The sequence below is a fragment of the Streptomyces sp. SID9727 genome, from assembly GCF_010550605.1.
Lineage (GTDB): Bacteria > Actinomycetota > Actinomycetes > Streptomycetales > Streptomycetaceae > Streptomyces.
Map to the genome: position 1 here is coordinate 1 of NZ_JAAGNI010000497.1, position 21,422 is coordinate 21,422.

At 72.4% G+C, this 21,422-nt stretch carries 19 protein-coding genes; 6 read left to right on the top strand and 13 right to left on the bottom strand.

Features of this window, described 5'->3' with window-relative positions; genetic code table 11:
• Positions 1 to 285: 285 nt before the first annotated feature.
• Positions 286 to 546, bottom strand: coding sequence for a type B 50S ribosomal protein L31 (locus tag G3I41_RS33840; RefSeq protein WP_164404347.1), 261 nt, complete (start codon positions 544 to 546; stop codon positions 286 to 288).
• 331 nt (positions 547 to 877) lie between these two features.
• Here G3I41_RS33840 and G3I41_RS33845 point away from each other — a divergent pair, with 331 nt between their 5' ends.
• Complete coding sequence (locus G3I41_RS33845; protein WP_164404348.1) at positions 878 to 2,308, top strand: SpoIIE family protein phosphatase; 1,431 nt, start codon at positions 878 to 880, stop codon at positions 2,306 to 2,308.
• Positions 2,309 to 2,362: 54 nt separating this feature from the next.
• On the opposite strand, the gene G3I41_RS33850 is transcribed toward G3I41_RS33845, so the two are convergent.
• Entirely contained in the window at positions 2,363 to 3,856 is a 1,494-nt protein-coding gene (locus tag G3I41_RS33850; protein WP_164404349.1) for a hypothetical protein, read from the bottom strand.
• Between the two features lie 231 nt (positions 3,857 to 4,087).
• Between G3I41_RS33850 and G3I41_RS33855 the strand changes: the two genes are divergently transcribed.
• Positions 4,088 to 5,224: an aminoglycoside phosphotransferase family protein gene (locus tag G3I41_RS33855; protein WP_164404350.1), complete on the top strand. Its 1,137-nt coding sequence runs from the start codon at positions 4,088 to 4,090 to the stop codon at positions 5,222 to 5,224.
• Between the two features lie 87 nt (positions 5,225 to 5,311).
• Here G3I41_RS33855 and G3I41_RS33860 read toward each other — a convergent pair whose 3' ends face one another.
• Positions 5,312 to 6,643: a peptidoglycan recognition family protein gene (locus G3I41_RS33860; RefSeq protein WP_164404351.1), complete on the bottom strand. Its 1,332-nt coding sequence runs from the start codon at positions 6,641 to 6,643 to the stop codon at positions 5,312 to 5,314.
• 348 nt (positions 6,644 to 6,991) lie between these two features.
• On the opposite strand from G3I41_RS33860, the gene G3I41_RS33865 reads away from it, so the two are divergent.
• The gene (locus tag G3I41_RS33865; protein ID WP_164404352.1) at positions 6,992 to 9,205 is read left to right on the top strand and encodes a germacradienol/geosmin synthase; all 2,214 of its coding nucleotides are present in this window, start codon (positions 6,992 to 6,994) and stop codon (positions 9,203 to 9,205) included.
• 57 nt (positions 9,206 to 9,262) lie between these two features.
• Here the strand turns inward: G3I41_RS33865 and G3I41_RS33870 are convergent, their stop codons facing one another.
• Entirely contained in the window at positions 9,263 to 9,763 is a 501-nt protein-coding gene (locus G3I41_RS33870) for a hypothetical protein (protein WP_026171499.1), read from the bottom strand.
• Between the two features lie 113 nt (positions 9,764 to 9,876).
• Complete coding sequence (locus G3I41_RS33875; RefSeq protein ID WP_164404353.1) at positions 9,877 to 10,284, bottom strand: ACT domain-containing protein; 408 nt, start codon at positions 10,282 to 10,284, stop codon at positions 9,877 to 9,879.
• A gap of 108 nt (positions 10,285 to 10,392) precedes the next feature.
• Between G3I41_RS33875 and G3I41_RS33880 the strand changes: the two genes are divergently transcribed.
• Both G3I41_RS33880 and G3I41_RS33885 read left to right on the top strand, forming a co-directional pair.
• Positions 10,393 to 11,466, top strand: a complete 1,074-nt coding sequence (locus G3I41_RS33880) for a right-handed parallel beta-helix repeat-containing protein (RefSeq protein ID WP_164404354.1) — start codon at positions 10,393 to 10,395, stop codon at positions 11,464 to 11,466.
• Between the two features lie 35 nt (positions 11,467 to 11,501).
• Positions 11,502 to 12,563 carry a methyltransferase gene (locus G3I41_RS33885; protein ID WP_164404355.1) on the top strand — a complete coding sequence of 354 codons (1,062 nt, stop codon included), beginning with the start codon at positions 11,502 to 11,504 and terminating at the stop codon, positions 12,561 to 12,563.
• Positions 12,564 to 12,628: 65 nt separating this feature from the next.
• Here G3I41_RS33885 and G3I41_RS33890 read toward each other — a convergent pair whose 3' ends face one another.
• From G3I41_RS33890 to G3I41_RS33920, 7 genes are all read right to left on the bottom strand, one after another.
• Positions 12,629 to 12,961, bottom strand: coding sequence for a TcmI family type II polyketide cyclase (locus tag G3I41_RS33890; protein WP_164404356.1), 333 nt, complete (start codon positions 12,959 to 12,961; stop codon positions 12,629 to 12,631).
• A 20-nt stretch (positions 12,962 to 12,981) separates the two neighbouring features.
• Positions 12,982 to 13,461 carry an SRPBCC family protein gene (locus G3I41_RS33895; protein ID WP_164404357.1) on the bottom strand — a complete coding sequence of 160 codons (480 nt, stop codon included), beginning with the start codon at positions 13,459 to 13,461 and terminating at the stop codon, positions 12,982 to 12,984.
• A 1-nt stretch (position 13,462) separates the two neighbouring features.
• Positions 13,463 to 13,720, bottom strand: a complete 258-nt coding sequence (locus G3I41_RS33900) for an acyl carrier protein (RefSeq protein ID WP_164404358.1) — start codon at positions 13,718 to 13,720, stop codon at positions 13,463 to 13,465.
• A gap of 56 nt (positions 13,721 to 13,776) precedes the next feature.
• Positions 13,777 to 15,015 (bottom strand): beta-ketoacyl synthase N-terminal-like domain-containing protein, encoded by a 1,239-nt coding sequence (locus G3I41_RS33905; RefSeq protein WP_164404359.1) that lies wholly within the window; start codon positions 15,013 to 15,015, stop codon positions 13,777 to 13,779.
• Positions 15,015 to 16,274 carry a beta-ketoacyl-[acyl-carrier-protein] synthase family protein gene (locus tag G3I41_RS33910; RefSeq protein ID WP_164404360.1) on the bottom strand — a complete coding sequence of 420 codons (1,260 nt, stop codon included), beginning with the start codon at positions 16,272 to 16,274 and terminating at the stop codon, positions 15,015 to 15,017. The genes G3I41_RS33905 and G3I41_RS33910 overlap by 1 nt, the downstream gene beginning before the upstream one ends.
• Positions 16,271 to 16,705 (bottom strand): cupin domain-containing protein, encoded by a 435-nt coding sequence (locus tag G3I41_RS33915; protein WP_018102923.1) that lies wholly within the window; start codon positions 16,703 to 16,705, stop codon positions 16,271 to 16,273. Before G3I41_RS33915 ends, G3I41_RS33910 begins: the two co-directional genes overlap by 4 nt.
• Before the next feature lie 74 nt (positions 16,706 to 16,779).
• The gene (locus G3I41_RS33920; protein ID WP_164404361.1) at positions 16,780 to 17,901 is read right to left on the bottom strand and encodes a SchA/CurD-like domain-containing protein; all 1,122 of its coding nucleotides are present in this window, start codon (positions 17,899 to 17,901) and stop codon (positions 16,780 to 16,782) included.
• 195 nt (positions 17,902 to 18,096) lie between these two features.
• Between G3I41_RS33920 and G3I41_RS33925 the strand changes: the two genes are divergently transcribed.
• The gene (locus G3I41_RS33925; protein WP_164404362.1) at positions 18,097 to 19,725 is read left to right on the top strand and encodes an FAD-dependent monooxygenase; all 1,629 of its coding nucleotides are present in this window, start codon (positions 18,097 to 18,099) and stop codon (positions 19,723 to 19,725) included.
• A gap of 19 nt (positions 19,726 to 19,744) precedes the next feature.
• On the opposite strand, the gene G3I41_RS33930 is transcribed toward G3I41_RS33925, so the two are convergent.
• Complete coding sequence (locus G3I41_RS33930) at positions 19,745 to 21,265, bottom strand: alpha/beta hydrolase (protein WP_164404363.1); 1,521 nt, start codon at positions 21,263 to 21,265, stop codon at positions 19,745 to 19,747.
• Positions 21,266 to 21,422: the final 157 nt, after the last annotated feature.

The window sequence follows — 21,422 nt, forward strand, 5'->3', positions numbered from 1 at the left end:
GACCTTGCGGTGGTGGCCGGCGGGCGGTGCGGTGGTGTCCGCGGCGCTGGCCGCGGCGGCGCTGCTGGTGGAGGCTTCGGCGGGGCCGGGGCGGGCGGAGGGCGGCCCCGTGAAGGGGAAGCCCCGGCCGGATCGGGGGAATCCAGCCGGGGCGGCTTGACTGTGGGCGCCCAAGGCGTCATCCACATATAGGTGAACGATAAACCACTGCGCCCTGTTCCCGGCAATCCCGGCCCCGGACTGTGATCCAGGGCACGGCTACCGGCGGTGCGGACGGCGCTTCGGTCACCGGGCGGCGGGCACCTCGGTGCCGTAGCGGCGGTGGAACCGCTCGATCCGGCCCGCCGTGTCCAGCACCTGCTGCGTCCCCGTGTAGAACGGGTGGCTCGCCGACGAGGTCTCCACGTCGATGACGGGGTAGCTCCGGCCGTCCTCCCACGTGACGCGCCGGTCGGAGTCGGCGGTGGAGCGGGTGAGGAAGGCGGTCCCGGCGGCGCGGTCGCGGAAGACCACCGGACGGGAGACGGGATGGATTCGGGACTTCATGAGGCGTTCCTTCCTGGACGCGGACGGTCGTGCGCGGTGACGATCACGGAACCCGGGACTTTTGGGAACGGGATTCGTTTTCGTTCTGCCCGTACAACGCGGCCGCCCTCCCGCGCATTCCCGGCCGCCCCTCACCACGCGACTTGCACCAACCGCCGTTAACAGCAAGGCTGTTCGAAAGGGAATGGGCTACAGTCAGCCGCTGGCATATGCCGGATGCAAGAACGCATCGAGTGTTGCCAAACCACTTACGGGCCTCTTCCGGCTGTGCGAAAGTCGTATGCGGTCCACCCTTCGTCACTGGTTGTGCCGCCCTGTATCGGAGTACGACATGCCGTCCCCCCTCTCCGCGGACCGCTCCGCCCCGCAACCGCCCGAGCGCGAAGCCGTCGACGCGTTGATCCACCGCACCCGGCGGCTGCGGGGCGACGTGGACGCGGTGCGGCGCGACGCCGTGCGCGTCGACGAGGACGACCCTCGGACGCGCTGGCAGCGGGCGCTGTGTGAGCTGGCGGTGCACCATCTGGACGACCTGGGCGCACAGCTGGGACAGCTCCGTGACGGCCTGCCCGCCGAGCCCTCCGAACAGCCCGCGGACGGCGCCGGCGAGCCCGCCGGCTCCCTGATCGGCCGGGTCGGCAGCGCCGAGTGGAATCTGCTCACCGACGAGGTCAGCTGGTCCGACGAGCTGTTCCGGATCTTCGGCCGGGACCCCGAGGCGGGCGGGCTGTCGCTCGACGCCCTGCCTTCCCGGCTGCTCCCCGAGGACCAGCCGTTACTCACCGCGCTCGTCACGGACTGCCTGGTGGACGGCAAGCCGATAGACGGCGAGTTCCGCATCCGGCACACCGACGGGCGCGTCCGGACCCTGCACATGATGGGCGAGCCCGTCCTCGACACGGACGGCTGCACCGCCTCCATGTGGGCCGTCCTGCGCGATGTCAGCGCGCTGCGGCGCAGCCAGCAGGTGGTGCGCCGCACCCGCGACTCCCTGAGCCGCGAACAGCCCGACGCCGGGACCGGGCACCGGGCCGGCGCGGAGCCGGAGGCAGCCGTCCTCCCGCCGTGGCAGACCTCCCTCCGGCTCCCCGGCCAGGGTGCCGGTGCCCTGGACATCGCCGCGCACCACCTGCCGTCCAGGACGAGCGCCCTGGCCGGCGGCGGCTGGTACGACGCCATGGAACTGCCCGACGGCAGGACGGTGCTCGCCGTCGGCGATCTCACGGGCCACGGCGCCCAGGCCACCTCCGCCACGGCGGTGGTGATGGGCGCGGTGCGCGGCATGGCGATCGCCGGCATCGAGCCCGGCGCCCTCCTCGGGCACCTCAACCAGGTGGTGGAGACCTCCATTCAGCCGGCACTGGGCAGCGCCGTGTGCGGCAGGTTCGACCCGGCCACGCGCACCCTGGACTGGGCGCAGGCCGGACACCCCGCACCCCTGCTCTTCCGCGACGGCACCGGACGCCCGCTGCCCCAGCCGGACGGGGTGCTGCTCGGAGCGTCCTCCGGGGCCGCCTACGAGCAGGACGAGGCGCACCTGCTGCCCGGCGACGTGCTGGTGCTGCACACCGACGGACTGGCCCGCGACGACGCCGCCGGGCACGGCGGTGCGCGCCCGGGCACGGAGACGCTGCTGGGGCTGGCCCCGCGCTTCACCGAGGCCCGCTCGGCGCAGGAGTGCGTACGGATCGTCGTCGAGGCGTTCGGCGGAACCGAGCGGCTGGACGACGCGTGCGTGCTGATCGCCCGCGTCGGGGCGTAGCGAAGCGGCGGCCGCCCTCGGCGGAGCCCGCTGCTCATCGCGTGCCGGGACTCCTCAGATCTCGGCACTCCTCGACTTCTTGCGCTGGCTCGGCGGCACGGCGAGCTCGATCTCCTCGCGCAGGTCCTCGATCTTCGCGTAGCCGGAGAACTGCCCGGTCAGCCGGTACATCTCGCGCAGCCGGTCCCAGGTCCGGTGGGAGGAGGTCTCCCCCATCGTGACCAGGGCGAGCCGTGCGTAGCGGTCGGCCTGTTCCGGGTCGTCGGCGATGAAGCACGCCGAGGCGAGCGAGATGTAGTCGAAGATCTTGGACCGCTCGCGGCCGTTGTCCCGCAGTTCCAGGGCCTGCTTCGCGTGCCGTTGGGCGATGACCGCCGCCGCGGGCTCGTGTTCCGCGAGCGTACGGAAGGCCAGGGCCTGCATGCCGTGCATGTCGGCCTCGTCGAACATCTGCATCCAGCTGGGCGGGGGCACGTCGGTCTTGTCCGAGACGAAGAGCTCCTCGGCCCGGCCCAGCGTGCGCCGCATGGCCTGGCCCCGGCCCATGGACGCCTGCGCCCATGCCTCGATGGTGCAGAGCATCGCCTGGGTGCGCGGCAGCACGGTCTCACCGGAGCCCGACTTGGCGAGCTTCATCAGGTCCAGCGCGTCGTCGGGGCGGCCCAGGTGGACCATCTGGCGGGCCGCCCGGGACAGGGCCTCGCCCGCGCGCGGGCGGTCGCCGCCCTCCCGGGCCGCGTGCGCGGCGATGACGAAGTACTTCTGCGCGGTGGGTTCGAGGCCCACGTCGTGCGACATCCACCCCGCCAGGACGGCGAGGTTGGCGGCGACGCCCCACAACCGCTGCTGGAGGTGGGCGGGGTGGCGGTACGAGAGCATCCCGCCCACCTCGTTGAGCTGGCCCACCACGGCCTTGCGCTGGAGGCCGCCACCCCGGGACGCGTCCCAGGCGCGGAAGACCTCGACGGACCGCTCCAGCGCCTCGATCTCCTCGGAGCCGATGGGAGCGGCCTCGTACAGGTCGAAGCCGGCCGGATCCGCGTGCACCGGGCCGCCGGTGCTCGGGGCATCGGCCGCCAGTACGGGGTCGGTGTGCAGCCAGTCGTGCATGGGGCCGGCGATGGCGGAGCCGGCGGCGAGCGCGGCGCCCGCGCTCATCAAGCCGCGTCGGTTGAGCATGAGGTCCATTCCCGTGAATTCGGTGAGGACCGCTGCCGTCCGCTCGGGCGCCCACGGGAGTTGCTCGGGATTGTCCTGCGTCCCGGCCTCTCGCCGCTTCCCCACACGCCCGCGCCGGCCGAACCCGAGGTCCTCGATGGTCACGACACGACCGAGCCGCTCGGTGAACAGAGCCGCCAGCACCTTCGGCACGGGATCGCGGGGGGACTCCCCCATGTCGATCCAGCGCCTCACGCGCGAGGTGTCGGTGGCCAGTTGGGGGTGGCCCATGGCCGCCGCCTTCCGGTTCACCATTCTCGCGAGTTCGCCCTTGGACCAGCCGGCAAGGCCGAACAGGTCCGACAGGCGGGTGTTGGGTTCTCCGGTCACGTCAAGCCCCCAGGTTCTCGGCTGTGTTGACAGTAACCCCGTGTCAGATGCCTTGCGACTATTCGCCAGGGTTCGCCAGGGTGCGCTATGTGGAGAGACACCCGCGCGCCGGTGTCAGGTAGGAAAGCGCAACCCCGCCCGGCAGCCCTAGGTACTCCCCAGGGTGCCGAACGGCCGCCGGCCGGGGTGGCGCACGCAACTTGTCGGCGCACGAAGGGATCTGTATCGCCCATGTACACAGCATCGTCCTCCGTGTCCGCCCCGCCCCGGCCGCTGCGTCCCCTCCAGGCGGGCGGCGGACCGTATCTCGACCCGCGTGCGACCGTCCCGCCTCCCGGCCTCGGGCGGCCCCGGCGGCCGGGAGGGCCCGGTGTCCCCTCCCTCGGCGGCCGGCTGGACCTCTCGGGCCCCCAGGGCGCCCAGTTGAGGATGGTGATCGCGTCCGTGCACCGGATCTGCCCGGAGTTCAATCCGGTGCAGGTGCTGCGGCGCAGCGGGCGTTCGGTGCTGCTGGTCGGCTCCACGGGGCGCGCGACGGCGGTGGCGAAGTGTTTACTCGACCACTCCCCCGAGTGGTCGGAGCGGTTCCGGCACGAGATAGGGGCATACCGGGCGTTCGTCCGGCACCGCCCGCCGGTACGGGTGCCCCGGCTCATCGCCGCCGACCCGGAGAACTGCACGCTGGTCATCGAGCGGATGCCGGGCCGGGTGGCCGCCCTGACGCGCCACCCGGCCGAGGCGCCGCCGCGCGCGGACCTGCGGGCCGTTCTCGGGGCGGTGGCCCGGGTGAACGCCTGGCGTCCGTCGGCGGGTCTGTTCGACGCCCCGCTCGACTACGCGGCGCGGATCGCCCGCTACCACGAGCTGGGGCTCTTCACCGACCGGGACCTGGGCGACCTGCAGAAGCTGCTGCACGGGATCGCCCACTCCGGCGGGCGCCACGGGATGGGGCAGTTCTGCCACGGGGACGCGCTGCTCTCCAACATCCTGCTGTCGCCCACGGGACCGGTGCTGGTGGACTGGGAGCACGCGGGCTGGTACCTGCCGGGGTACGACCTGGCGACGCTGTGGACGGTACTGGGTGACGCCCCGGTGGCCCGGCGCGAGATCAGCAAGCTGGCGCAGGCCGCCGGTCCGGCGGCACGCGACGCGTTCCTGGTCAACCTGATGCTCGTACTCACGCGGGAGATCCGCCGGTACGAGACGGCCGTGCAGCGGGCCATGCGGGAGGCCGGGCCCGCCCGGGCCGTGCCGGAGCGGCCGGGTGCGCTCGCCCCGGGCGAGGAGCAGCGGCTGCTGCTGCGCCGGCTGCACGACGACTGCGCGATGGCCCGGAACGCCGTGCGGGCGGCGGTCGGCACGCGCTGACCGCCCGGCCCCATGGGGCGCGCCGTGGGTCCGGTGCCGACACACCGGGCCCGCGGCGCGCTGTTGTGCGCGTGCCGGCTCCTGGCTTCAGCGGGCGCGCACGATGTCCACGTCGGACGCCTTGACGAAGGCGATCCGGTGGCCGATCTGGACCGTCACGTACTTCTCCGCGCCCTTGAAGTACGCGTGGTCCAGCGGGTAGGAGGCGTCGATCGTCGGTGCGTAGAAGAAGCCGGTGGGCGCCTCGCCACCGCCCGGGTAGGACTGGCCGGCCTTGATCGTGTACTGGAGGGGCGCGCCGATCCGCTGGTCCGCGAAGTCCGCCGGGTACTCCGACTTCTCCGGGTAGGCGACCCCGTACACCGGCGCCTCCGCCCTGCCCGCCTTCGGGCGGACGACGTAGCCGGAGGTGGGGACGGTGGTGCGGGCGTGGGCGGGGGTGCGGAACCACGCCTTCTCGCCGTACCACCAGATGGCCGTCCAGCCCGGGGCGTGGCCGGCGACGACGGCCTGCTGGGTGGCGCTGATCTTGCTGCCCCAGTCGGCGGCGCAGTTGGTGCCGGGCGAGCCGTCCGGGTGGATGCCGGGGTCGGAGAAGAGGGGCGCGTCGTCGGAGGGAGCGGTGTGCAGCGGGACGGCGCTGGAGGCCTGGACGGGCAGGTCCACGTTCTTCTCGCAGTCGCGGAACGCCTGCTTGTTCCTCTTGAAGCCCGGGCTGACGGTCACCAGTTGGCTGCCGGGACGGGCGGTCGGCACGGTGGGCTTGCCGAGCAGCGTCATGAAGTGGTTCCAGTCCCAGTAGGTGCCCGGGTCCCAGTGCATGTTCCTGGTGCCGCCGGCGCTGGTGGGCGGGACGCCGTCGTGGCCGATGATGTGCTGGCGGTCGAGCGGGATGTCGTACTTGGCGGCGAGGTAGCGCACGAGGGCGGCGGTCGAGCGGTACATCTCGGGGGTGTACCACTGGGCGCCGTCGACGGCGACGCCTTCCTGCTCGATGCCGATGGAGTGGCTGTTGACGTACCAGTTGCCCGCCTGCCAGGCGACGTCCTTGTTCTTGACCATCTGGGTGACGTGCCCGTCGGCGGAGCGTACGACGTAGTGGGCCGAGGTCTGCTTCAGCGGGTTCTGGAAGATCTTCAGAGTGGTGTCGAAGTCCTCCTCGGTGTCGTGCAGCACGATGAACTTGATCTTGTTGGTGTGCGGCCGGTCGGCGGTGTCGTAGTTGCCGTACGTCTCCTTGTCGGCCGGGTCGCCGGTCTGCTGGTAGGCGGCCGGCACCCAGTCGCAGGCGAGACCGCGCGGGCACTCGGGCCGGACCCCGTCGGCGCCGGCCGGGGCGGCCGGGCTGAGCAGTGCGAGGCTCAGAGCCCCGGCGGTGGTGAAGGCGAGTGCGAGCCTGGTCCTCTGCTTGGACGTCATGACAACCCTTCGTAGAGCCGGGTGGAGCCGGAGCGGGCGTGCGCGCACACTCTGTGACCTGAGGTGAAGGAGCGTCAAGGGCCGGAGGCGGCCCGCGCGTTGGACCAGTGGACCAGACCACTGACAGGGCCGCTGACCTGCGAAGGGCGGGAGGCGGCCGGGGTGTGGCGATCGGGCGTTACCAGGGTTTTACGCGCCCGGACCGGCACGGGTGTCCCTCGAACGGGCGCTCTGCGGTGTGACTAATCGCGCGGGTGCGTACCCCGAACGGACCAAGGGTAGTGCTGGCGCCGACAGGACCGATGCGCGTGGTTCCCACGCAGTGGCTCTCGGAAAGGCCGGACGCACATGGCTCAGCCGTTCACCCTGCCGGACTTCTATGTTCCGTATCCGGCGCGTCTCAACCCCCACGTGGAGGAGGCCCGGCAGCACACGAAGACGTGGGCGCGGGCCATGGGGATGCTGGAGGGGTCCGGGATCTGGGAGGAGAAGGACCTCGACGCGCACGACTACGCGCTGCTGTGCGCGTACACCCATCCCGACTGCTCGGCGGAGGCGCTGTCACTCGTCACCGACTGGTACGTGTGGGTCTTCTTCTTCGACGACCACTTCCTGGAGCTGTTCAAACGGACCCCGGACCGCGAGGGCGGCAAACGGTATCTGGACCGGCTGCCCGCGTTCATGCCGATGGAGCGCGGCGCGCCGGTGCCCGAGCCGGAGAACCCGGTGGAGGCGGGTCTCGCGGATCTGTGGGCGCGTACGGTGCCCGCGATGTCCGACGCGTGGCGGGTCCGGTTCGCGGAGTCGACCAGGAACCTGCTCAACGAGTCGCTGTGGGAGCTCGCGAACATCAACGAGGGCCGCATCGCGAACCCCGTCGAGTACATCGAGATGCGCCGCAAGGTGGGCGGGGCCCCCTGGTCGGCCGGGCTCGTGGAGTACGCGGCCGGGGCCGAGGTTCCGGAGGCGGTCGCCGGTGAGCGGGCGCTGCGGGTGCTCCGCGACGCGTTCTCGGACGGGGTCCATCTGCGCAACGACCTCTTCTCGTACCAGCGCGAGGTGGAGGACGAGGGCGAGAACAGCAACGGGGTGCTGGTCCTCGAACGCTTCCTCGCCTGCTCGACGCAGGAGGCGGCCGAGGCGGTGAACGACCTGCTGACGTCCAGGCTCCAGCAGTTCGAGAACACCGCGCTGACCGAGGTGGGTCCGCTCTGCGCGGCCAAGGGGCTCGACGCGGCGCAGACGGCCGCGGTCGGGGCGTACGTGAAGGGGTTGCAGGACTGGCAGTCCGGCGGCCACGAGTGGCACATGCGCTCCAGCCGCTACATGAACGACGGGGGCGCCGGCGAGGCCGAGCCGGGCTTCGGGATGTCCGCCGCGTCGATCCGGTTCACCCGGCGCTCCGAGTCGGCCCGGCTCCGCAGCCACAGCCACGCGCTCTTCCAGCACGTGGGCCCGTCCCTGCTGCCCGACTTCGACCTGCCGTTCGACACGACGTTGAGCCCGCATCTGGAGGGGGCCCGCGAGCGGCTGGTGGTCTGGGCCGACCGGATGGGCATCCTGGGGCCGCAGCCCGGAGTGCCGGGCTCGCACATCTGGGACGAGGAGCGGCTGCGGGCGATCGACCTGCCGCTGTGCGCGGCCGGTATCCACCCGGACGCGACGCCGGACGGGCTCGACCTGTCCTCGGGGTGGCTGGCGTGGGGGACGTACGGCGACGACTGGTTCCCGGTGGTGCACGGCCGGTCACGTGACCTGGCGGGGGCCCGGCTGGCCAACGAACGCCTGTCGCTCTTCATGCCGCTGGACGGGAGCCCGGTGCCGGAGCCGGTCAACGCGCTGGAACGGGGCCTCGGCGACCTCTGGGAGCGTACGGCGGGGCCGATGGACGACGCCGGGCGACGCGCCTTCCGCAAGTCCGTCGAGGACATGACGGAGAGCTGGCTGTGGGAGCTGGCGAACCAGGCGCAGCACCGGATCCCCGATCCGGTGGACTACGTCGAGATGCGGCGCATGACGTTCGGCTCGGACCTGACGATGAGCCTGTGCCGGATCGGGCACGGCCGGAAGGTGCCGCGGGAGATCTACGAGAGCGGCCCGCTGCGCTCCCTGGAGAACGCGGCCGCCGACTACGCGGCGCTGCTCAACGACCTGTTCTCGTACCAGAAGGAGATCGAGTACGAGGGCGAGGTGCACAACGGGGTCCTGGTCGTGCAGAACTTCTTCGGGGTGGACTATCCGACCGGGATGGCGATCCTGTACGACCTGATGAAGTCGCGGCTGCGGCAGTTCCTGCATGTCGCCGAGAACGAACTGCCCGTGCTGTACGACGACTTCGGCCTGGACGCCGAGGCCAGGGAGACGCTGGCGGGCTATGTGCGGGAGCTGAAGCACTGGCTCGCGGGGATCCTGATCTGGCACCGGGGCTGCCGGCGCTACCGGGAGGAGGATCTGCGGCGGGGTACCGGCGCCCCGTGGCACCTCAACGGCCCGACAGGGCTGGGCACTTCGGCGGCGAAGGTGGCGACCCTGTTCGGTCAGCCGGCGGGAGCGAACGTGTAGCTCGCGCCGGTCCCCCTCGGTCACCGGGCGATACGGCCCGGTGACCGGGGTGTGCCCTCAGCCCTGCTGGAAGAGTTCGGCGGGCAGCGGCTTGAGGAGGGCGTACAGGTCGTCGGTGATGGGCCGGTCCCAGCTGGCGATGGTGACGAGCACACCGTCGCTGCGGTCGAACTGCACACACGAGATGCGGCTCTCGGAGAGCTTCACCCGGCGCACGATCATGAGGTTGTCGCCCTGCATGACGGGCATGTCCTCGGTGCCGGTGACCTCGACCGGCTCGTCGTTCTCCAGCGCCAGCAGCAACTGGGCCACCTCGAAGGGAACCTGCCCCTCCTCGGTCTCCCGCGCGGGCGAGCCCTCCGGCAGGTTGCCGATGATCATCGCGGGGCCGCGCCCGCCGAAGAGGTCGTACCGGAGGAACACACCCTGGCAGCTGCCGTCGGGGGCGGGGAGCAGACCGGCGCCGAGGTTGCCGGGCCAGTCACCGGGGTCCATGGCCAGGACGTCGAAGTCGGGGCCCGCGGGTGTGGCGGCGCTGCGGCGGCGGAGGAAGGACATGCACACATGTTACGTGTCCTGGCTCACCTCGCCGAGCCGGGCCCGGACCGGCATATGCCCAGGCCCGGGGGCACACCTCCGCGCACCGCACACCTCGACCGTGTGCACACCTGTCACCCGGTACGCGACTCCGCGGCCAGCCGTTCCAGGACGGTGACGGCCTCGTCCACCCGCTCGTACGGCACGAAGAGGTGGTCGTGGTGGAACCCCGCCACCACGTTGCAGCTGATCCCCGCGTCGGTCAGGGCGAGCGAGACGGCGGCGGTCAGCCCCACCGCCTCCAGCGCCGAGTGCACGCGCAGGGTGATCCAGCCTGCGACATAGGTGTACGTCAGCCCGGCCGCCGCGGCCTCGGCCTCGGGGAGCACCAGGGTGAGCCCTTCACTCTCGCGGACCGTGACGACGGGTGCGACACCGTCGGGGAGGATGCCGTCGGACACGGTGGCGTAGACGTACCGGCCGGGGTGCGGCTCGGGGCTCAGGCCGCTCAGCAGGACTCGCAGATCGCGTTCGGCTGTCACGGCCACCACGCTACCGAGAGGGGCCGGGCGTGAGCCATTCGGGCACGTCCCGCGTCCAACCGCTCACCGTGCGTGGCACCGGGCCGGGATCGCCCATAGCTTCGGCTCATGAGGAAACGACACATCACTCGCCTCGTGAGCATCGCAGCCGTATCGGCCGCCGGACTGGCCGCGGCGGTGCCGTCCGCACCGGCCGCCGCGACCGGCGCGCGCGTGGTGTCACCGGGGCAGTCCATCCAGGCGGCGGTGGACGCCGCGCGCCCCGGTGACACCATCGTCGTCCGGCCCGGGACCTACCGCGAGAGCGTCCGGATCAGTACGCCGGGCTTGACCCTGCGCGGCTCCGGGGACGACACGGTCATCATGCCCGCGGCCGGCCGGGCCGCCTCCGGCGACGACTGCGCGGGGGCGGGCAACGGAATCTGCGTCCTGGGGACGGCGGACGACACCGTGGACGGGGTGACCGTCAGGTCCCTGCGCGTCACCGGGTTCGCCCGCAGCGGCCTGTGGGCGTCCTGGACGGACGGGCTCTCCGTCCGCTCGGTGACCGCCGACACCAACGGTGTCTGGGGCATCGCGCAGCAGCGGTCCACCCGCTCCGACATCCGGGACAGCACCGCCCGCTCCAACGGGGACGCGGGGATCTTCGTCGCCAACAGCGTCGACGAGGAGGGCGGCGCCACCGACACCGGCGGCACCCGGGTCCGGGGCAACACGCTGACCGACAACCGGATCGGGTTCACCGCGCGGCGGGTGCGCAACCTGTCGGTGCGCGACAACACCTTCACGGCCAACTGCAGCGGGGTGTTCGTCGTGGGCGACGAGGGCACTCCGCGGGCCGGTGCCCTGTCGGTCCGCTCCAACCGGATCACCGGCAACAACAAGTTCTGCGCCGCCACCGACCGGCTGCCCGCGATCCAGGGTTCCGGGATCGTGCTGACCGGCACCGAGTCCACCGAGGTGCGGAACAACGTGATCCGCGACAACGTGGGCGCGACCCCGCTGTCGGGCGGCGTCGTGCTCTTCAAGAGCTTCGTGGGCGCGAAGAACACCGACAACACCGTCAGCGGCAACGTCGTCCTCGGCAATCAGCCCGCGGACCTGGCGAACCGGGACACCGGCACGGGCAACCGGTTCACCGGCAATGTCTGCACGACCTCCGCACCGGCCGGGATGTGCTGACCGGTGACCCCCCGCACGAGGAGAAGCGAGACGGCATGACCACCGTGAGCACCACCCCCGGCACCACTCCCGTCCAGCCCCTTCCCACCCCTCAGCCGGCGATGCGGCTGCGCGAGCTCGTGTTCGGCGCGGCCCGGTCCGCCGCCGTGCGCGCCGTCGCGCGGCTCGGTGTCGCCGACGCGCTCGGCGAGAACCCCGAGACCGCGGAGCGGCTCGCCGAGGCGGTGGGCACCGAGCCCGGGCCGCTGCGGCGGCTGCTGCGGGCGCTCGCCTGCTACGGCGTCTTCACGGAGAACGCCGACGGCACCTTCGCGCACACCGACATGTCCCGGCTGCTGCGGGAGGACGCCCCGGACAGCCTGCGGGCGATCTCGCTGTGGTGCACGGAGCCGTGGACCTGGGAGGTCTGGCCCCACCTGGAGGACGCGGTGCGCTCCGGCGGCAACGTCTTCGAGGACGTGTTCGGCAAGGAGTTCTTCGACTACCTCCACCAGGACGCCCACGAGTCGGCGCAGGTGTTCAACGCGGCCATGACCACCTCCAGCGTGCAGTCCGCGCTGGACGTCGCCGCGCTGCTCGACCTCGGCGGTGTCGCGTCGGTGGCCGACATCGGCGGCGGCCAGGGGCACGTGCTGGCGAGCCTGCTGGAGAAGCACCCGTCGGTGAGCGGCACCCTGATGGACCTGCCGGGGGTCGTCGCCCGGGCCGACGCGCGGCTGCGGGACGGCGGCGCGCTGGCCGGGCGGGCGTCCATCGTCGCCGGGGACTGCCGGGAGGGCATCCCGGTCGCCGCCGACCTCTACATCATCAAGAACATCCTGGAGTGGGACGACGTGAGCACCCGCCGGGCGCTCGCCGCCGTCGTCCGGGCGGCCCGTCCAGGCGCCCGGGTCGTCGTCATCGAGAACCTGGTGGACGACACCCCGTCGATGCGGTTCACGACCGCCATGGACCTGCTGCTGCTCCTGAACGTGGGCGGCGCCAAGCACACCCGGCAGAGCCTGGTCGACCGGCTCTCCGAGGCGGGTCTGCGGATCGACGGCGTCCGGCCGGTCAACCCGTACCTGCACGCCTTCGAGTGCGTGGTGCCGGACTGACCTCCGGGCGTACGTGAAACCGCCCCGGCCCTCTCCGAGGAGGGACCGGGGCGGTTCCGCGTCGCTCACGTGGTGGCGTCGCGCTCCCAGCGGTAGAACTCGCGGGCCATCGCGTCCTTGGGCCCGCGCCAGGTCTCGGGGTCGTACGGGCTGACGAAGGCGGTGAGCCGTTCGCTGATGGCCCGGAACTCCGGGTGCTCCGTCACCTTGGCGATCTCCGGGCCCGGCGGGCGCTCGGACTCGATCATGTGCAGGTAGACGTCACCGAACTGGAAGAGCTTGCGGCGGGTGACCCCGACCAGGTGCGGCAGTTCGCTGTTGTCGGACGCGGCGAACAGTTCCGCGATGTCCGGGCCGGATCCCGGCGCCATCCGGGCGACGATCAGTGCGTGGTGCATGAGTGGTGCCCCTCTGCCCGTCAGTTGGCCGGGACGGCGGCGGAGCGGCCCTCGCGGTCGCGCTGCTCGATCCTGTCCCGGATCAGCGCCATCTGGACCTTGGAGTTCCGGTTGATGTTGTCGGTCATCCAGGCGTCGTCCACGGGCGCGTCGGGGCGCATCGCGAAGTCCTGCTGCCAGTGCATGCGGGTGCCGCCGGGGACCTCGCTGTACTCCCACCGGATGTCCATGTGCTGGAACGGTCCGGGCTCGACGCGGCGGGCCCGCACGGTACGGCCCGGACGGTCGGTGGTGCGCTCGGAGACCCAGCTCCACACCTTGCCGTTCTCGTCGGGGTGCATGGTCAGGCGGAAGGTGGTGCGCTCGCCGTCCCGTTCCATGACCTCGACGGCCGCGTACTCGCTGAAGAGCTGCGGCCAGTTCTCCAGGTCGTTCGTCATGTCCCAGACGAGGTCCAGGGGTGCGGCGATGACGATCTCGTTCTCGGTGTGTCCGGACACGTCAGGCTCCTGTCATGAGGCTGTTGTTGACGAGGTCGAGGAACTCGCGGGGCGTCTTGCACCGGTCCGCGTCGGCCGGCAGCGGCTGACCGTGCCGGTTCTCGAGTACGCCGACGATGCCGAGCAGGCCGAGGGAGTCCAGGCCGTACTCCTCGAAGGCGGCGTCGGAGCGGTTCTCCATCTCCTTGGGGTCGACGGAGAGGCCGGCGCCCTTCTTCATGAGGGTGGCGAGTTCTGCGTACGTCAGTCGTTCGGTCATGAGGGACTTCTCCTTCTCACGAGGGTTCACGGGGGGGGCGTGAAGGTCGGACGGGCTCACGCGGGGCGCCGGAGCACCAGGGCCGCGTTCGAGCCCATGAGGCCGCGGCTGAGTACGAGCGCGGTGCGCAGCTCGGCGGGGCGTGCCCGCTCGGTGACGACGTCGAGGTCGTGGCAGACCTCGAAGACGTTGGGTGTGGGCGGGACGAGGCCGTTCTCCATGGCCAGGACGGCCGCGGCCGCGTCCAGCACCGGACCCCCGCAGTAGGCCCGGCCGATGCCGGTCTTGGGGGCGGTCACGGGGACGCGCCGGCTGTGCGGGCCGAGCGCGTCGGCCAGCGCCAGCGCCTCGGCCCGGTCGGCTGCCGGGGAGCCGAGCGCGTCCGCGAAGACGACGTCGACCTCGTCGGGGGCGCAGCCGGCTTCCCGCAGCGCGCCCTCGATGGCGTGGGCGAGGCCCTCGCGGGACTCCTCCCAGTGGGCGGCCGTGGTGAAGGTGGCGGCGTGGCCCGCGATCTCCGCCCGGATCCGGGCACCGCGATCACGGGCCGTCCCCTCCTCCTCGACCACGAACATCGCACCGCCCTCGGCGGGCACGAAACCGCAGGCGTCCGAGGTGAAGGGGCGGTAGGCGCGCGTCGGGTCCTCGGCCGGGCTCAGGTCGCGGTAGCCGAGCTGGCAGACCACGGAGTACGGCGCGAGGGGGGCCTCCGCGGCACCGACCACGACCGCGTCGGTGCCGCGCCGCACGGAGCGGTCGGCGTGCGCGAGGGCGTCGAGCCCGCCCGCCTCGTCGCTGGCCACCACCGCGCACGGGCCCTTGAAGCCGCCGCGGATGGAGATCTGGCCGGTGCTCGCCGCGTAGAACCAGGCGATCGACTGGTAGGGGCCGACATACGTGGAGCCCTGGCCCCACAGCCGCTGGAGTTCGCGCTGGCCGAACTCGCCGCCGCCGGAGCCGGCCGCGGTGACCACGCCGACGCCGAACGGCCGGTCCTCGTAGTCGGCGCGGCCGAGCCGGGCGTCGTCCAGCGCCATGTCGGCGGCGGCCATCGCGAAGTGCGTGAACCGGTCGGTCTGGACGAGGTAGCGCTCCTCGATGAGCGCGACCGGGTCGAAGCCGCGGACCTCGCCGGCGACGTGCAGCGGCAGGTCCTCGCACCCTTCGCGGGTGACCCGGTCCAGGACGCTCATGCCCTCCTGGGTGCGCTTCCAGAAGGCTTCGGTGCTGGTGCCGTTGGGTGCGACGACGCCGATGCCGGTGACAACGGTGCGCCGGGCCTTTCGGGTGCTCATCAGGTCCTCCCTCGGGTCAGGGCCACCGCGGACTGGAAGCCGCCGAAGCCGCTGCCGACCGAGAGGACGCTGCGCAGCTTCAGGGGGCGGGCGGTGCGCGGAACGTAGTCGAGGTCGCACTCCGGGTCCGGGGACTCGTAGTTCGCCGTCGGCGGCACCGTCTGGTTGACGAGGGCCAGGACGCAGGCGGCGATCTCGATGGCGCCGATCGCGCCGAGGGAGTGGCCCACCATCGACTTGATGGAGCTCATCGGCACCTTGTGGGCGTGCGCACCGAGGGCCCGTTTGACGGCGGCGGTCTCGTGCCGGTCGTTCTGCTTGGTGCCCGAGCCGTGCGCGTTGACGTAGTCGATGTCCTGCGGGGAGATCCGGGCGTGGCCGAGCGCCCGGTTGATGGCCTCGGCCATCTCGAGGCCCTCGGGGGTGAGCCCGGTCATGTGGTACGCGTTGCCGAAGGTGGCGTAGCCGGCGATCTCGCAGTACACCGTCGCCCCGCGGGCCCGGGCGTGCTCCAGCTCCTCCAGGACGAGTACGGCTCCGCCCTCGCCCATGACGAAGCCGTCGCGGCGTGCGTCGAAGGGGCGGGAGGCGTGTTCCGCGTCGTCGTTGTTGGGGGAGGTCGCCTTGATCGCGTCGAAGCACGCCACGGTGATCGGGGTGATCGGCGAGTCGGACGCACCGGCTATGCAGACGTCGACCCTGCCCTCCTCGATGGAGTGGAAGGCGTAGCCGATGGCGTCCAGGCCCGAGGTGCAGCCGGTGGAGACGGTCTGCACGGGGCCGTGGGCGCCGACCTGCTCGGCGACGGCGGATGCCAGCGAGCTGGGCGAGAAGGCGTGCTCCAGGTGGGGCCCGGCCCGGCGGTGGTCGACGTCCCAGCGCGCGCCCTTCTCGCTGACGGCGACGTAGTCGTGCTCCAGCCGGGTGGTTCCGCCGACCGCGGTGCCGAGGGAGACGCCCATCCGCCAGGGGTCGGTGTGCTCCGGGTCCAGTCCGGCGTCGGCCAGCGCCTCGCGGGCGGCGACCATCGCGAACTGCACATAGCGGTCCGCGCGCGCGGTGTCCTCGTCGTCGAGGCCGTGGGCGGCCGGGTCGAAGTCGCACTCGGCGGCGATCCGGGAGCGGAAACCCGCGGGGTCGAAGAGGGTGATGCCCCGGGTCGCGGTGCGGCCGTTGGAGAGCAGGTCCCAGAAGGCCGGGGCCCCGATGCCGCCCGGGGCGACGACGCCGACTCCGGTGACCGCCACCCGCCGGGTCATGAGGCGGCCTCGGTTCGTTCCGGCGGGGCGCCGCGCTCGGCGGTCTCGGTCACCTCGGTGTCGACGTGGCCGAGTTCGGGGCGGGGGGCGAGCGGGCCGAGGTGGAAGACCATGCGTGCCTCGGTGTCGCCGACGTTGCGGAAGCGGTGGCGTACGTGCGGGGGGATCAGCAGGCCCTGGTCGGGGCGCATCGTGTGCGTCTCCCCGTCCAGATCGACCTCCAGGTGCCCCTGCACGACGTACACGAACTCCTCGGAGTACGGGTGGTAGTGCTCGCCGATGCGGTCGCCGGGGTCGACGAGGGCGAGGCCCATGAAGCCGCTGGTGGCACCCACCGCGGTGGGGGTGAGCAGGGCGCGCAGGTCGCCTCCGCGCCTGGTGTTGGGCTGGGTCTCGCTGAGGTCCACGATGCGTGGCCGGTGGGTGGTCATCTCTGCTTGTCCTCCTGGGCGCGGGGCGCGTGGTGGTGACGGGTCGGGCGAGGGCCCGGGTGCCGGAGCGCGGTTCAGGAATCGGCGGCGCGCCGGTCGGTGATCAGCCGCATCTCGGACCGGGCGAGGAAGCGCGCGGCGTCCTCGTCGGTGGCGGGGACGGTGTTCGCCTCTCCGGCGAGGAGGCGGGCCAGGCGCGCCGCCTTGCCGGGGCCGTGGATGCCGAGGGCCTGGGCGGGCTGCGCGTCGAGCGGGCCGCCGGCTTCCAGGAGGCGTACGACGACGTCGTCGCGCTGGAAGATGGTGCTGCTGTCGATCGGGCTGCCGGTGTCGTCGGCGGCCTCCTCGTCGTGGCCGGCCAGGAGGCGGGCCAGGGCCATGCCACAGCCCTCCTTGGCCTGGTAGAACACGGCGTGCCGGTGCAGGCTCTCGGGGGCGTGGCGGCCGGCCGAGACGTGGTGCACGGTCGGCAGAGCCGCGCGGGTGAAGAACATGCGGGCGGAGTCGGGGTCGGCGAGGTCCCGGTCCTGTTCGAGGTAGGGGTTGATGGCCTCCTCGACGGCGCGGATCTCGGGCTGGCGGGAGACGTGCCGCAGCGCGGCCATCAGGTCGCCCTCGACCTCGACGGCGCGCACCACGCGGTTGCCGTGCATGAACAGCGAGGTGCGGCGCAGCCGGGTGTGGTCGTCCACGCGGGAGCGGGGCGACTCGTAGTCGGCCAGCAGCTTCGCGACGACGTCCTCGGTGCCGGGCTTCACCGTGAAGGTGAGCGCGTGGCGCACGACGCCGTCGCCGAGGCGCGGGGAGCTCTGGAGGCTGCCCCTGGCCGGGTCGGGGACGGCCTCGAAGCCCTTGCCGGTCTCGCGCAGCACGCTGAACCGCAGCGACCTGGTGTCGCGTACGCAGCTGTGCAGGGGCTGCACGGTGGCGACGTGCTCCTCGCTGTTCACCCAGGCGAGGAAGGGCGGGGCGCTCTCCCACTCGCTGGTGATCAGCCACTGCGAGGGGTTCTCGATGGACTGGCACAGCTGGTCGCTGATGTGTCCGGGGATGGAGGCGACCTGGTTGCGCATGTGCTCGTACGCCTCCAGGAACTGCTTCTGGGCGCCGTCGTGCAGGTCCAGCAGCAGCACGACGCGCAGCCGGGATCCGTCGAAGGCGGACTGTGAGATCCGTTCCGAGAGGGTGGTGGTCATCTGGCGAACTCCTTCGACGAGGGGAGGCAGGAATGCGGGGACGCCCAGCCGTCTCCGTGACCGATCGTGAAACGCTGGTCCGCCCGACGCGAGATTTATGAACCGTTCAGGTGAGCAGGCGTCCGGAGGGCTCCGACCCGGCTCCCGCAGGGGCATGGACAGAGCATCTGTACGGCGTCGGAGCTGGAGCAACTGATGAACGAGAACGTCGACCTCCACGTACCGGTCCTCATCGTGGGCGGCTCGCTGGTGGGTCTGTCCGCGTCCCTTTTCCTCGGCCGGCTCGGCGTCGAGCACCTGCTGGTCGAGAAGCACGCCGCCACCTCGACCCATCCGCGTGGCCGCGGCAACAACGTCCGCACGATGGAGGTGTTCCGCCGGGCGGGTGTCGAGCAGGAGATCCGGGCGGCCGCTTCGGTGCTGGCGGACAACCACGGCATCCTCCAGGCCGGCTCACTGACCGGCGAGGACCAGGAGTGGCTGTTCAAGGAGATCGACCCGGGCGGCGCGCTCGCCCGGTTCAGCCCGACGGGCTGGTGCCTGTGCAGCCAGAACGACCTGGAGCCGGTCCTGCTGGAGCAGGCCCGGGAGCAGGGCGGTGATCTGCGCTTCTCCACGGAGATGATGTCGTTCGACCCGGACGCGTCGGGGGTCACGGCGGCCCTGAAGAACCGGGAGACCGGCGAGCACACGACGGTGCGGGCGGACTACCTGATCGCGGCGGACGGGCCGCGCAGCCCGGTCCGTGAGCAGTTGGGCATCGGCCGTTCGGGGGCCGGTGACCTGTTCCACAACGTGAGCGTCACCTTCCGGTCCCGCGGGCTGGCGGAGGTGCTGGGCGACCGGCGCTTCATCGTGTGCTACCTGACGAACCCGGAGGCGGAGGGCGCGCTGCTGCCGGTGGACAACGAGCGCGAGTGGGTGTTCCACGCCCCGTGGCAGCCGGAGCGGGGCGAGACGCTGGAGGACTTCACGGACGAGCGGTGCGCCCGCCACATCCGTACCGCCGTCGGCGCGCCGGACATCGACGTGGAGATCACCGGCAAGGCGCCGTGGCACGCGGCGGAGCGGGTGGCCGAGCGGTACGCGCGGGGGCGGGTGTTCCTGGCCGGTGACTCGGCGCACGAGATGTCCCCGACCGGGGCGTTCGGCTCGAACACCGGCATCCAGGACGCGCACAACCTGGCGTGGAAGCTGGCGGCGGTGCTGCGGGGCGAGGCGGGCCGGGGGCTGCTGGAGACGTACGGGCAGGAGCGGCTGCCGGTGGCGCGGGCGACCAGTGAGCGGGCGTCGGCGCGGTCCGAGGAGCACAGCCACCCCGGCTACGCTCCCCCGCCCTCGGTGGGCGGCGGCAAGCGGGGCGGGATGCTGAACGTGGCGCTGGGCTACCGCTACACGGCGGGCGCGGTGCTGGGTGTGGCGCCGGACGCGCCGGTGGTCCCGGAGGGGATGCGGCTGACGGGCGAGCCGGGCAGCCGGGCGCCCCACCTCTGGGTGCGCCGGTCCGGGGAGCGGATCTCGACGCTGGATCTCTACGAGCGCTCGTTCGTGCTGCTGGCGGACGGTGCGGACACGGTGTGGCGGCGGTCCGCGGCCCGGGTCGCGGACCGTCTGGGGGTGCGTCTGGACGCGTTCGGCATCGGTGCGGGCTCCGATCTGGAGCCGGAGGACGGCGCGGACTGGGCCGAGGCGCACGGGACGGGCCGGGGCGGCGCGGTGCTGGTGCGCCCCGACGGCTTCGTCGCCTGGCGTACGGAGTCGGGCTCCGAGGACGCCGAGGCGACGCTGCACGACGTCCTGGTGACGCTCCTGCACCGGGACTGACGCCCCATCAGTTCAGTGGTCAGATGCCGAACGACCGGAGGGCGGCGAGGAATTCCTCCGGTCGTTCGGTGTGTACGAGATGGCCGGCGTCGATGGTGACGAACTCCGCTCCGGGGATGGCGCGGGCCATCCCGGCCAGGTCCTCCTGGGCGATCCGGCTGCTGGGCCCCCCGCCGACGACGAGGGTGGGGGCGGTGATCTCGCCGAGGAGTTCGCGTCCTGCCGGGTCCGGGTCGTTGAGCTGGGCGTCGATGGCGGGCACGACCGGCCAGTCGAAGTCCAGCTCCCCGGCGGGTCGTTCGGGGACGGGGCGGGGCGGGTCGAGCGGGATGGGCGGCGGCGCCTCCTCGATGACCAGGCGGCCGATCAGCCCGGGGTGCCGCTCGGCGAGCAGGCAGGCGGCGGCCCCGCCCATGGAGTGCCCGACCACCGTGGCACCGGCGAGGTTGCGGGCTTCGAGGAAGCCGTGCAGGTCGTCGCGGAACAGTTCGAAGCTGTAGCGGCCGGGCCAGTCGCTGAGCCCGTGGCCCCGGAAGTCGAAGGCGTACACCCGGTGTGTGGCGGCCAGTCGCCCGGCGATGCGGGTCCAGTCGGCGCTGTTGCCGCACCGGCCGTGGGCCAGGACCACCGGCGGCGCGGCCGGGTCGCCCCACACCCGGTACGCGAGCCGGGTCCCGCCCGCCCGGACGCTGTGCACCTCCGGGTCGAGGAACGCCTCGACCGTGCGGGCGAACGCCCCGGCGTCGTCGATCCACGGGAAGTGCGCGGCGCCGCGCTGCACGGCGAACTCCGCGTGCGGGAAGAGCGCGGCCAGGCCGGCGGCCAGGTCGGGCGTGACGAGGGTGTCGTACTCCCCGGCCAGTACGAGGACCGGCGCCGTCAGCGCGCGCAGGGCGGGGACCGTCGCGGCCGGGTCGAAGGCACCCTCCCCGGCGTACCGGGCGGCGGCCTCGGCGTTGATCTGCGCGGGCGAGGCCGCGCCGTGCTCCCGGGCGGCGGCGTCCCAGCGGGCGTACATGAACGGCCTCGTCCGGGCGCGCAGTCCGTCGTCCATCCGGCCCGCCCAGACCTCTTCCAGGGCGTCGAGCGCGTCCTCGTACCACGGTTCCGAGGCGCGCAGAGCGGCCGCCTCGCGGGACTCGCGCACCGAGACGGCGAGCCCGGCCGCCCGGGTGGTGGGGGTGACGAGGACCAGGTTGCGCAGCCGGTGCGGATACCGGGCGGCGTAGAGCGCGGCGAGGTCGCCGGCCGCGGAGTGGGCGAGGAGATCGACGCGTTCGAGGCCGAGGTGGGCGCGGAGTGCCTCGACGTCCTCGGTCTGCCGGTCGCAGCGGTAGGTGGCGGGGTCCTCGGGGGCGGCGGAGCCGCCGGTGCCCCGGAGATCGAGGAGGACCAGCTGCCTGCGGTCCGCGAGAGCGCCGAGGGTGCCGAGGTAGGTGCTCGCCCGCATGGCACCGCCGGGCAGGCAGACCAGTGGTGTCCCCTCCCCCACGAGGTGATAGGCGAGCTCGGTTCCGTCGTACGTGTGGAAGGTCGGCATGACTCCATCCAAACAGGGCCGTCCGGGTGGCGCAGCCGTGTTCGGTACGGGCGTACGCGCGGTCCGGTCCGGGTGCGTCACGCCTCTTGCCAGGCGGTGCAAGATCCTGAATTACTGCTCCCGGAGGAAACGACCGAATGATCGGTCGCCCGCACGC

Bases quoted from the DNA above. Each gene is read 5' to 3' on its own strand.
- G3I41_RS33840 (WP_164404347.1), bottom strand. From the start codon at position 546: ATGAAGTCCCGAATCCATCCCGTCTCCCGTCCGGTGGTCTTCCGCGAC.
- G3I41_RS33845 (WP_164404348.1), top strand. From the start codon at position 878: ATGCCGTCCCCCCTCTCCGCGGACCGCTCCGCCCCGCAACCGCCCGAG.
- G3I41_RS33855 (WP_164404350.1), top strand. From the start codon at position 4,088: ATGTACACAGCATCGTCCTCCGTGTCCGCCCCGCCCCGGCCGCTGCGT.
- G3I41_RS33860 (WP_164404351.1), bottom strand. From the start codon at position 6,643: ATGACGTCCAAGCAGAGGACCAGGCTCGCACTCGCCTTCACCACCGCC.
- G3I41_RS33865 (WP_164404352.1), top strand. From the start codon at position 6,992: ATGGCTCAGCCGTTCACCCTGCCGGACTTCTATGTTCCGTATCCGGCG.
- G3I41_RS33870 (WP_026171499.1), bottom strand. From the start codon at position 9,763: ATGTCCTTCCTCCGCCGCCGCAGCGCCGCCACACCCGCGGGCCCCGAC.
- G3I41_RS33880 (WP_164404354.1), top strand. From the start codon at position 10,393: ATGAGGAAACGACACATCACTCGCCTCGTGAGCATCGCAGCCGTATCG.
- G3I41_RS33885 (WP_164404355.1), top strand. From the start codon at position 11,502: ATGACCACCGTGAGCACCACCCCCGGCACCACTCCCGTCCAGCCCCTT.
- G3I41_RS33890 (WP_164404356.1), bottom strand. From the start codon at position 12,961: ATGCACCACGCACTGATCGTCGCCCGGATGGCGCCGGGATCCGGCCCG.
- G3I41_RS33900 (WP_164404358.1), bottom strand. From the start codon at position 13,720: ATGACCGAACGACTGACGTACGCAGAACTCGCCACCCTCATGAAGAAG.
- G3I41_RS33905 (WP_164404359.1), bottom strand. From the start codon at position 15,015: ATGAGCACCCGAAAGGCCCGGCGCACCGTTGTCACCGGCATCGGCGTC.
- G3I41_RS33910 (WP_164404360.1), bottom strand. From the start codon at position 16,274: ATGACCCGGCGGGTGGCGGTCACCGGAGTCGGCGTCGTCGCCCCGGGC.
- G3I41_RS33915 (WP_018102923.1), bottom strand. From the start codon at position 16,705: ATGACCACCCACCGGCCACGCATCGTGGACCTCAGCGAGACCCAGCCC.
- G3I41_RS33920 (WP_164404361.1), bottom strand. From the start codon at position 17,901: ATGACCACCACCCTCTCGGAACGGATCTCACAGTCCGCCTTCGACGGA.
- G3I41_RS33925 (WP_164404362.1), top strand. From the start codon at position 18,097: ATGAACGAGAACGTCGACCTCCACGTACCGGTCCTCATCGTGGGCGGC.
- G3I41_RS33930 (WP_164404363.1), bottom strand. From the start codon at position 21,265: ATGCCGACCTTCCACACGTACGACGGAACCGAGCTCGCCTATCACCTC.